Genomic DNA, 10,733 nt, shown 5'->3' on the forward strand with positions numbered 1-10,733 from the left:
CTAAACTTTTTTCAGAAAATCGTCAAAAAGTTGAAAAAATACTCTCAAGTTCGCATTCAGTAAGCTCCGTCTCTGGTTCAAAGTCCTCAGAAATCATATATTTATAAATACCATCAAGTAGTGTTTGAGCCTCTGGATACTGCATAAGGTTATGAAGTCCCATGGACGACATCATTATTTTTCCTTTGCCAACCTTAGCTTCCAGTAGCTGTGCCATGGAACGCAGGGAAACATAGCAGTCCATCTCTGTAATAATAGTCTTCATATACCAGGGAAGGACAAAAGCTCTCTGGGATGCCATATTAAACCACTGCCAGTTAGTGTATTCCTCAGTCGGGAAGTTTTTAAACACCGGATGCTTGGCATCAATAAGCTGTCCCATAGCCCCCTCCTGATCCGGGAAGGTTCCAACTGACCAGAAATCTGTAGAAAACTGGGCCTGAATCGAATTAGGAATAGCCTTTCTGGTAGAATCCGGGGAATAATAAACCTTTCCACCTTCTCTTAGAATAGAAAGAGCCTTATCATCCAGTTCTCTTGCTTCATATATGCCCTCCGGACACACCGGCTGCACATCTGGATAAACCCAGATAGGATACATAGTCTTCAGAGAATCTTCATCTGTATCACTCAAACTGACAACAAGGTCAAAGCGCTTTGCTCTATCAACATCAGCAAAAGAAATCTCGATAAAACCAAGACTTGTCAGTTCTCCAACAGGACTGCTAAAGTCATTTTTCTTTTGTCCGCTGACAAAGACCTTTTGAGTAGCTGCTCCTGTCCTATCAACTTCAAAAAGCTTATAACTAAAGGAACCTGGCAGCTCATTTTTGCCGTAGTTTGCAACCTTAATCTCGGCTCTTAGCACTTCCCCGGCTTCATAGGTGTATTTATCAAAAAGAGCCAGCACTACCTGATCAGAAAAGAAAGCTTTAAACCTGTCAGGTCTTGCAAAAGGATATACCTTGGGAGTTAAGTGTGAATTAAGCATTCCAACAAGAGCTGTACCCTGACCAGTAAAGTCCTGAAGTCCCAAAAGAGATATTCCAGACATTTCAGGCGTCCTGAGAACTGCCTCAACCTCTTCCCTATATGTCAAAAGAGCTATCTCTCCGGTCGCAGAAACTCTTTTTTCATATTCCTCATCGGAAAGGGCGGCTGCTCTTTGTCTGTCCCTTACTATGTATAGGTTATCTGGCCTTGTAACGCCCTTAAATTGCTCCAACTCATTCATATCGGGTAAAACTTCATACTGACCAACTTCAAAGCTAAAAAAAGGCTTCTGATAGCTTTCTCTGAGTCTCTTCATAGGCTCATCAAAGTTTCTCTTAGTATTTGGCTGCTCTGTGTTGATCCTGCCCTGATTGCCAGCAACAGCCAGCCTTAGGACATCTTCTCCGCAGTTCGATGAGGTATAGAAATCGCTCTCTTTGTCAGTTCCTCTCTCCCCATAGAAATTGTTGGAGCCCCAGGCATATAGCCTTGTATTGTCAATATTCCTAGCTACGTTCATCAGATGATGCATGAATTCTACTCCCGCATCGTCCGTATGAAGCTCATTTCCAAGAGTTAGCATTACAAAGGATGGGTGATTTGCGTAGGTTTTAACTATCTGCTTAATTTCATTCTCGTAAAAGAGCCTGCTCTCTTCAGAAGAAAAAGCATCTCTTGGATTCCAGTTTGGAAGCTCAGGCTGAATCAGCATTCCAAGCTCATCTGCCGCAATAAAAGCTGCCGCCGGCGGGCACCAGGAATGGAAGCGCACGCAGTTAACTCCATAGGAAGCATAAGTCTTCATTATTTCCAGCCAGCCGTCTTTATCCATAGGTGGATACCCTGTTTCAGGGAAAAGACCGCAGTTAGCTTCGCTTCTTAGGAAAATACGCCTGCCATTAAGAGTAAGTCGTCCGTCCTTATCGTACCCAAATTTCCTTAGGCCAAAGGTTACTTCTTTTTCATCTACAAACTCATCATCAAGATAGAGTCTTGCAGTAAGCTTATGGAGCCTTCCTTCTCCTTCATCCCACTTATCTTCAAAGCCTTCAATATAATCAATTTCCAGCTTCACTCTGTTCTTGTCAGCTATGTCGCCGTAGTTTATAGCGGACTCTGCTATTAGTGAATCCACGTCTTCTGCTTCAGGATTTATTCTGATTCTCTCTATAAACGCTTTGTCTTTTTCCTCTATATAGAGCTGACCTACTACTCCGTTCCAGTTGGTCTGAGTCTCGTCAGTTGCTGCAGATGAAAAGGTAATGTCTTTATATGGAAGTCCAGGGTAAGTATTATCTGTCGTAATCTCTATTGTGCTGCCACTATGCAAAAGTCCTGTAACTTCAAATACATAAGGAGTAGAAAGCCCTCCTACATAGGATTGGATTCCATGACAATCAATACTAACAGGCACATCCTTGCCATCAATCCTTAAAGTCATTGCTCTGGCTCTTTCTGCAAAAAGAAAATATCTCTTATCTTCCTTAACTTCGCCGTCAAATATTCTTGTGAATGTTACACTACCCTCATAGGTATAATTTCTGGTAAGCCTTGTTGCAATTCTCTGATCTTCTTCTTGTGTATTGCCAAGCTTTTCGTTGCGCTCTTCTACATCCGGATGCCAGGCCTTGGCTACCTTATCAGGATCTCCTATTTTGTTTTCATCAAGAGTCCCAGGGAAAAGACCATCCTCTTTAGCTCTTCCATCAGGAAGCGTTATTCTCCACTTACCGCTTAGATCTATCTTCATCTTGTTCTCCAGATATCATAAGTTTTAGAAAGGCACATATCCTTATAAATACGGGCATTCTGGTGGTTAACATCAAGTTCTAGCGCCTTATCAAACCACTTTTCCGCCTTAGTCTTATCGCCAAGTCCGAGATTGCCAAGTCCCATAAGGTAGTAGCAATGAATCTCATTTTTCTGAGTCATATCAGTATCGAACACGGACATATCAGGCATAGAAACTGCAAAGTAGTCCATCTTAAACTCATCCCTTAAATGCTGCTCGCCGTAATCAATGAGTTTATAGAATCTTGCATTTGCTTCCTTGGTTCTGCCAAGCTTCATAAGAGCAAGGCCCTGATACAGGATCATATCTGCAGGCTGGTCGTAGTAGTACATAACTCCCGCAACCTCCTGAGCTCCAAGGGTAGCTTTCTCAAAAGAATCCTGTGCATTCACTTTATCTCCAAGAGCTTCGTAGCAAAGTCCAAGATTGTAGTAAATATGGTTATCCTTAGTGCCTTCTAGTCTTCCTTCACCAAGATTTTCTGGATAGCTAAGAGCTTCCTGGAGCTTGTCTTTGGCTCTAGAGAACTCACCTTCGCCAATATCAGAAATAGCCTGCTGAAGAAGGGATACCTTAAACTGAGTTGTTATCTTACCCTCAGCACCTTCCCAGGTCTGGAAATCATGACTGCAAATAAGCTCATAAGCCTTCTGATACTCGCCCATATTGTTTAAAAGAGTCACATACTCTGTATACAGGTCATCTCTCTTTTCTATGAGAGAAATATTTTCTTCAAAAGCCTCTCGCCTCTTATCAGGGCTCACCTGCATTCTCTGATACAGCTGGTCAAGTTCAAGGAATACCCTTGCATCACTCTTATCAAGTTCAAAGGCTTTCTCCATGAGTTCAAGAGCTTTAGTCCTGTATTCATTATCATCGCCACGCTTATTGTAATAAGCTATAGCAAGGTTCCTACTCACAGTCGGGAAGGAAGCATCAAGCTCAAGTGCCTTCTTCCAAAGATCTATAGCCTCATCATACTGAAGCTTGTCATAGTAAAGGCATCCCAGATAATAGCATGCTCTTGCGCAACACTCATTTAGTTCAATAGCTTTTTTTAGAACTGCTATATCCTCCAGCTTGTTTGGGAAGCACAGATAAGGGCTGATTGCCTCTGCCCTTTCACATTCTCTTTTAGCTCCATCCTCATCTCCGAGGATTGCCTTGTATGCTCCAAGGTAGTAACTGATCATCGGGTGCTCTCCCTCATAAAGGGAAAGTGCCTCTATAGCCTCTTTATAGAATCCAGCTTCAGCAAGATCTCTTCCCAGATTAAGGTAGGTTTCATGGAAGTTTCTTGCTATAGCCTTTAGTTCATCATATCCGGCCTTACATTTGATAATTGCATTAACATAAAGAGATACAAAATCAAAAGGATCAATTGATAAGTTTTCTTGGATCAAATCTAGTATCTTACTATCACATTTACGATCTAAATAAATCCTGTTGTACTTGCTCTCAATTCCATAAAGAATAAGTGCCTTAAGCCCTCTAGCCTTAACATTATGAGCATTCTTAACAAGTCCCTTATCTACAAGCATAAGAGCCTCTTCATAGTCACCTCTTCTCGCTACAATAACAGCCAGGTAATAAAAAGACATCTCCTGCTGCGCACTTGTCCAGGTAGCTTTGTAAAAGGCATCATAGGCTTCATCCATCTTATCCTGGTAAAAGAGTGAAAGGCCAAGATTATAGTAAGTCTCACTGTCGTAAGGATTAGGATTCATCCTTGTAAGCCTCTCAAGAGCTTTCCTGAAATACCCTTCAGAAGCTTCAAACTGGCCTCGTCTAAATAGCAGCATTCCGTATGCGTTATTTATTCTGATGTCACCCTCATCTCTTTTAAGCCCTTCAAGATAATAAGGATCTGGAAGGAAGGTCGCATGCCTGTATTGCTCTATATGCTGACCGGTTAAAAGAAGCTCTTCATTAGTCTGAATCTCTTCAGGATCCCTTGCAGCCTTGGCTGGCTCTGCAAGCTCTGGAATTCCCTGGTCTTTTGGCTGATAAGAAATCAGTTCTTTTCCACTTGCACTGACAGTAACTTTCATTTTGTAGTAGTCATATTCGCTTAAATTAAGCTCAAACAACCTATCATATACATCTACTGGCGAAAGCTTTTTTATCGAAGTCATGACTACGCTATCGCCATCGTTCTCGATAACAACAGACACGTTCTCATACAATGCTGTTGCATAAATAACTAAATGGAGACCTCCATCTACTACTTCCATATTTACAGCCGCATCTATACTGGCATTTTTGACCTGACCAACAGCCTTATAAGGCATAAAATACTGCTTGAACACCTTTTCTTCATAGGGCTTAAGCCATGTAAAATCAGGCTGATTATCACAGTACATACCTGTCATTAGCTCAATGTATGGTCCATCTTTGTCTGTAAGATTTCGGTCCCACGCCCTTCCAAAATCGCCACATCCCCAGGTCCACTGCTTCTTACCTGGTGATACATGGTGATCAGCAACATGCAAAAGCCCCGCCTTCTTCTGATAGTCATAGCCGCCAACAAAGTCATAATCAGACTTTTCAGCCATGTAGGAAGTTGGAACAGGAATATTCTTATACCTTGAAATATCTACACCTTCGCTGTAATCGTGCTTATAGTACTCCCCTGTGGCAATTGGAAATCTTGAAACAGCTCTTTTACCATGGTCATAAACACTGTGTACATCAGGTGGAAAGATTGACTGAGTATATTCATTAACTGACACAGCAGGGTTAGCCCACCACAAAAAAGTCTGTGGAAGAGGCGTTCTGTTGTAGAGCTGACCTGTGATCTCGATGTAAGCCTTCCCCGGATAAAGCGTAAACTTCGTTACCTCCTTGGTGCCATACATCTGGTCAACATCCCCAGTTAAAAGAGTTACTGAGCCGTCTTCATTCTCTGATAACTTATAGTCCACCGGTGAATAGGTGGTTGGTCTATGGTGCTGAGGCCAGTTAAATTCAATGCCTCCAGATATCCATGGGCCAGTAAGTCCTACCAAAGCAGGCTTAATAACCTTGTTGTAATAAACAAAATCATAATCATTAGTCTTGTCGTAGGCTCTCTGAATCCTGCCTCCAAGCTCAGGCAGAATCATAACTTTTATATATTCATTCTCAAGATAAACTGCCTTCCAGTCATGATCAGTCTTCTTCCTGCTGATCTCAGTTATATTAGGATAAGGATATATTTTGCCAGTACTTCCCTGATATACTCTCTTTTCCAGAAACATCGGATTCTTATCGGGTTTACCAACTTCATAAGTAGGTATCGTAACCAGTTCTTCCCAGATTCGTGCTCTTTCCACTTTTTTGCCCCCAATTTCTATCTCTATTCATGGATTATTTCCGTTATATCAATCATAAAAAAACTGTCATTTTCTATCAACAATAAATCCGCATCTTTCCTAGCAATTCTGACCTTTTTTCATAAAAAAAGAGACTTTCTAAAGCCTCAGCTAAAGAAAATCTCTATTCCAATTCCTATAAGTATCAGACCACCAATTATCTTGGCTCTACTGGCCAGCTTGGTCCCAAAAACAATTCCAAGCTTAAGACCTATATAACAAACAACATACGTAACACCGCCGATTATGAAAGCACTCAGAAGAACCTGAAGTGTTCTGTACTGAGAAATGGTAAATCCAACTGACAAAGCATCGATTGAAGTAGCAATTCCCTGCATGAAAAGAAGCTTGTTGGATATTACTCCTGCGTCAGGATCGATACCATATTTCCTGCAGTCCTTAATGTCACATTCGTGGCACTCATGACCACCTTTACACTTAAGCTCAGCTCTTCTGTCGAGAATACCCTCAATCAGCATCTTGCCACCGATAAAAGCCAGAAGAATAAGTGCTATCCAAGGGATAAACTTCTGAAATCCGGTAAAAAAGGATGCTGCATTGTGAACCAGAAACCATCCAATTACAGGCATCGCAAACTGAAAAACAGCATAACACCCAGCAATCTGTATCTTTCTGGTTCTGTTCATGTTGTGATCAGCAAAACCATTAGCAAGTGACACAGAAAAGGCGTCCATTGCAAGGCCAAAGCCAAGCATAACGCTGTTAAATATTAGTATGAAAGTCATTACTCAAAATCTCCTAAAAACATAATAAAAGCTGTTTCCAAATATAATATCTGAAAACGACTCGAGCCTAGAACCATATTATCACAAATACTTCTAAAAGAATATAAATTAAAAATAAGCAATAAAAATGGGCATCCATTGTATCAATGAACACCCATTCTTATAAGTATTTTTCCAAGGGACTGATCCTCGTCTTTCTGTAGCTTTGTAAGCTACCCTTATTTATATAAATCACATCCTACAGCGACTCTTTGACATTCCCTGGCTCCGATGAAGCATCGCCACCCTCGCTGTAAATGTCAGCCGCTCCGATAACCGTTGCTCGTCTTCCGTGAAGCTTATGCCACTTGGACTGCGTAGGTTTTATCTACAATGTGATTGTATATATAATATACCATCCACCAATTCTTTTGTCAATCACCTTGCGCGAATTGTTTATATTTTCAGACATTTCAACCAATTCCTTATTTTACCTATATACAATTCAGACACAAAATAAATATTTGCCCACAGGCGCTATATACTGTATTATTTAATGGGTAATTTTTATGTGGAATGTTTTAGAAAAGAGGAGAATCATGAGTAATTATATTCTTAGCTGCTGCTCTACTGCAGATCTTGATGAGCAGCATCTTAACGCACGTGATATTAATTATATTTGCTTTCATTTTGAACTTGATGGCAATGATTATCCTGATGATCTTGGTAAGTCAATTTCATTTAAGGACTTCTATGATAGCATGGCTAAGGGCGCTATGACCAAGACTTCACAGGTTAGTGTTGGTGAGTATGTTGAGTATTTTGAGTCCTTCCTCAAGGATGGTAAGGATGTGCTTCACGCAACACTCAGTTCTGGAATTTCTGGAACCCTTAATTCAGCTACTATCGCAAGAGACCAGCTTAAAGAAAAATATCCAGACAGAAAACTTTATGTTATAGACTCTCTTGCAGCTTCTGCTGGTTATGGACTTCTTATGAACAAGCTTGCAGATCTTCGAGATGATGGAATGAGCATTGATGATCTGTATCAGTGGGCAATAGAGCACAGACTCGAGTGCCAGCATTGGTTCTTTGTATCAGATCTCAAGTACCTGATAAGAGGCGGACGTGTTTCTAAGGTTGCAGGCACAATCGGTAATGTCCTCAACATCTGCCCTCTTATGAATGTAGATTATCAGGGAAGACTTATTGTTAGATCCAAGGTTCGTGGTAAGAGTGCTGTTATTAAGGCTCAGGTTGAAAAGATGGTTCAGCTTGCTGAGGGTGGTATTGATTACGACGGAGATTGCTATATTTCCAATTCAGATTGCTACGATGATGCAAGAGCTGTTGCAGATCTTATCGAAGAGAAATTCCCTAAGATGAAGGGTAAGGTTAAGATCTACAGCATCGGAACAACTATCGGAAGCCATACAGGCCCAGGAACTGTAGCACTCTTCTTCTGGGGTAGCCAGAGAATAGATTGATAATTATCTTGTAGACAAAAAAGAGGTTCGCACCTGCGAACCTCTTTTGTTATGCCATAAACTTCGGATCAGCTTATAAGCAGCTGATGTGTACCGTAATTCTGAATAAGATCTGTGATTTTACTATCCTCTCCTATTACTGTAACATCAAGTGGTTTGAATAAATTCAGTGACAGAAGGCCAACAATTGACTTTCCATCGATAAAACTGTGACCATCCTGAACGTCGATCTCGCAAGAAGACTTAGAGTTCATGTTAATGAACTGGATGATCTGGGATTTGCATCCCAACGACACCTTAACTTCTTTTCTCATATACTTTCCCTCTCTCGAAAACCGCAGGTTATAACCGGCGACAAAGATAATATTAACACTATGTGTCCAAATTGTTAACATGGAAAGTATAAAAAAATTATTAAAAAAATATAAAATAGTTTCCGTGAAACCGCTTACAATGGGCTATTTCGAATAATTGCGTTTGATTAAGCGTTTCTGAAAATCGTTCTCGGGCATCGGATTGTCGTACAAGAATCCTTGTACATAATGGCATCCAACGCTCTTTAAAAGATCTACCTGTTCCTGTCTTTCTACTCCCTCAGTGAGAACTTTTACTCCAAGATCTTCTGCCATGTGAATGATATTTCTGAGAACGATTTCATCATTGTCACTTACATTCTCATTATTTATAAAGGATCTGTCTATTTTGATCATGTTAACCGGGAAGTCTCTGAGGTTTGACAGTGAAGAGTAACCGGTTCCAAAATCATCAATAGCAGTATCAATTCCTTTTTCCTTGAGATTCTTGAGGAAGTTTGTCATAAGGATACGCTCATCCTCATTGGCAGTCTCTGTAACCTCTATCTGAATCAGGTTTCTCTTTATACCGTAACCATCAATTATCTCAACTACCTCTTTTGCCAAATGCTTGTAATTAAGATCTCTTCTGGAGAAGTTAACAGATACAGGCACAGGCTCTATTCCAGCCTTCATCCAGCCAACTATAAACTCGCAGGTCTTCTTGAGTACGTAGAGATCAAGGGTGGCAACCATTCCCTCCTGCTCCAGAATCGGAACAAATTCTGTAGGGTATAGTACAACGCCATTGCAGAACCATCTGGCAAGTGACTCTGCACCAATAATCTCGCCTGTAAAAATATCTACCTTGGGCTGCAGATAAATTCTGAATTCATCGTTAGCAAGAGCTTCTTCATATCTGTCTTCAATCTGCTTCTGTCTGTATATTCTAGTACTCATAGCCTTATTGACAAATACATAAGGCTTATTAGCAACATTTTTAGCATAGTTTAGAGCCATTGCAGCTCTGGAAATAAGCTGTCCAGGTTCCTTTAGTGATTCATCCACAGCATAAACGCCTGTAACTGCAGACACTTTTACTTCTTCCTGTTTGCCATTTTTCATTCCATATACCGGAATAGAAGCTATATAATCAAGAAACTTCTGAGTTCTCTCCTTTTTGATTAGAGCCGTATAATTGTCTCCTCCGAAATGAGCGACCATCTCATCCTGCTCGCAGAACTCACGGAGCTTTTGTGAGTATCGTTTCATAATCTCATCACCCTCAGCAAGACCATAGCGTCTACTGATAAGGCCATAGCTCTTTAGGTTAAAGAAGAAGGAATCATACTTCATTATTTCCTTGCTCTCACAAAGCTTGGTAGCATATGCGATGAAACCGCCTGAATTAGGAAGACCAGTGAGATATTGGGTAAGTGCGCTGTCCTTAACAACCTTGCCCAAAAGAAATCTCTCTGTATGCATAGTAAGAATATCCACGATAATAGCAAAGCCCTGATACTCTTCTTCGTTCCAGGTTCTGTTATCATGAGTATAGATATGCAAAGTGACAGTCTTACGACCAGCCAGAGTATGCTTAAATAAATATGACGGTGCCTCATTCTCAGGAACCGGGCCAAACAAAGGCACAATGACATCCGGCTCACTTGCTTGGTCAGATTCTTTTATGCTTGAAATTATCGCCACAATGGAGCGCAGTGCGTACTCCTTGGAAACATCTGCAAGCGCACTGGGAGCTATTTCGGGTGTAATCTCTTCTTCAGACAATATCTGAACAAAATTCATGAAGCTTCTTTCAAATGTCATGAGGCATCCTCGCTGGAATAAAAAGTTGTCAACAGTGTCATATATTATTATTGTACGAAAATATCCGCCATATTTCAACGATATTGGAAATATTTTACACAATATAATCTTATTATTTTGAACATGAAAAAAGCTGCGTCATATGACGCAGCTCTCTCATTATCATTAGTAAAATAAATTATTTCTTGTTTACAAGATCCTTAAGAGCCTTACCAGCCTTGAACTTAGGTGCTACAGATGCAGGAATCTTGATAGCAGCGCCA

At 40.7% G+C, this 10,733-nt stretch carries 7 protein-coding genes; 1 reads left to right on the forward strand and 6 read right to left on the reverse strand.

Annotated elements, in window-relative coordinates:
- Nucleotides 1-22: 22 nt before the first annotated feature.
- The 3 genes from IJI01_RS11420 to IJI01_RS11430 all read right to left on the reverse strand — a co-directional run bounded on the left by IJI01_RS11420 (nucleotide 23) and on the right by IJI01_RS11430 (nucleotide 6,884).
- Nucleotides 23-2,743, reverse strand: a complete 2,721-nt coding sequence (locus tag IJI01_RS11420; RefSeq protein WP_292190325.1) for a glycoside hydrolase family 2 TIM barrel-domain containing protein — start codon at nucleotides 2,741-2,743, stop codon at nucleotides 23-25.
- A complete protein-coding gene (locus IJI01_RS11425; RefSeq protein ID WP_292190327.1) occupies nucleotides 2,740-6,099 on the reverse strand; it encodes a DUF5107 domain-containing protein in 3,360 nt (1,119 codons plus the stop codon). Before IJI01_RS11425 ends, IJI01_RS11420 begins: the two co-directional genes overlap by 4 nt.
- Nucleotides 6,100-6,245: 146 nt before the next feature.
- Nucleotides 6,246-6,884, reverse strand: a complete 639-nt coding sequence (locus tag IJI01_RS11430; RefSeq protein ID WP_292190330.1) for a manganese efflux pump MntP — start codon at nucleotides 6,882-6,884, stop codon at nucleotides 6,246-6,248.
- 578 nt (nucleotides 6,885-7,462) lie between these two features.
- Here IJI01_RS11430 and IJI01_RS11435 point away from each other — a divergent pair.
- The gene (locus IJI01_RS11435; RefSeq protein WP_292190333.1) at nucleotides 7,463-8,350 is read left to right on the forward strand and encodes a DegV family protein; all 888 of its coding nucleotides are present in this window, start codon (nucleotides 7,463-7,465) and stop codon (nucleotides 8,348-8,350) included.
- A gap of 68 nt (nucleotides 8,351-8,418) precedes the next feature.
- Here IJI01_RS11435 and IJI01_RS11440 read toward each other — a convergent pair whose 3' ends face one another.
- The 3 genes from IJI01_RS11440 to IJI01_RS14905 all read right to left on the reverse strand — a co-directional run.
- A complete protein-coding gene (locus tag IJI01_RS11440) occupies nucleotides 8,419-8,664 on the reverse strand; it encodes an HPr family phosphocarrier protein (RefSeq protein ID WP_292190336.1) in 246 nt (81 codons plus the stop codon).
- A 144-nt stretch (nucleotides 8,665-8,808) separates the two neighbouring features.
- Nucleotides 8,809-10,470 (reverse strand): EAL domain-containing protein, encoded by a 1,662-nt coding sequence (locus tag IJI01_RS11445; RefSeq protein WP_292190339.1) that lies wholly within the window; start codon nucleotides 10,468-10,470, stop codon nucleotides 8,809-8,811.
- A 178-nt stretch (nucleotides 10,471-10,648) separates the two neighbouring features.
- Nucleotides 10,649-10,733: HU family DNA-binding protein (locus IJI01_RS14905; RefSeq protein ID WP_292190344.1), on the reverse strand; the 85-nt coding region annotated here is incomplete at its 5' end.

Origin of the sequence: Butyrivibrio sp., from assembly GCF_017433805.1 — a bacterium.
GTDB lineage: Bacteria > Bacillota > Clostridia > Lachnospirales > Lachnospiraceae > Butyrivibrio.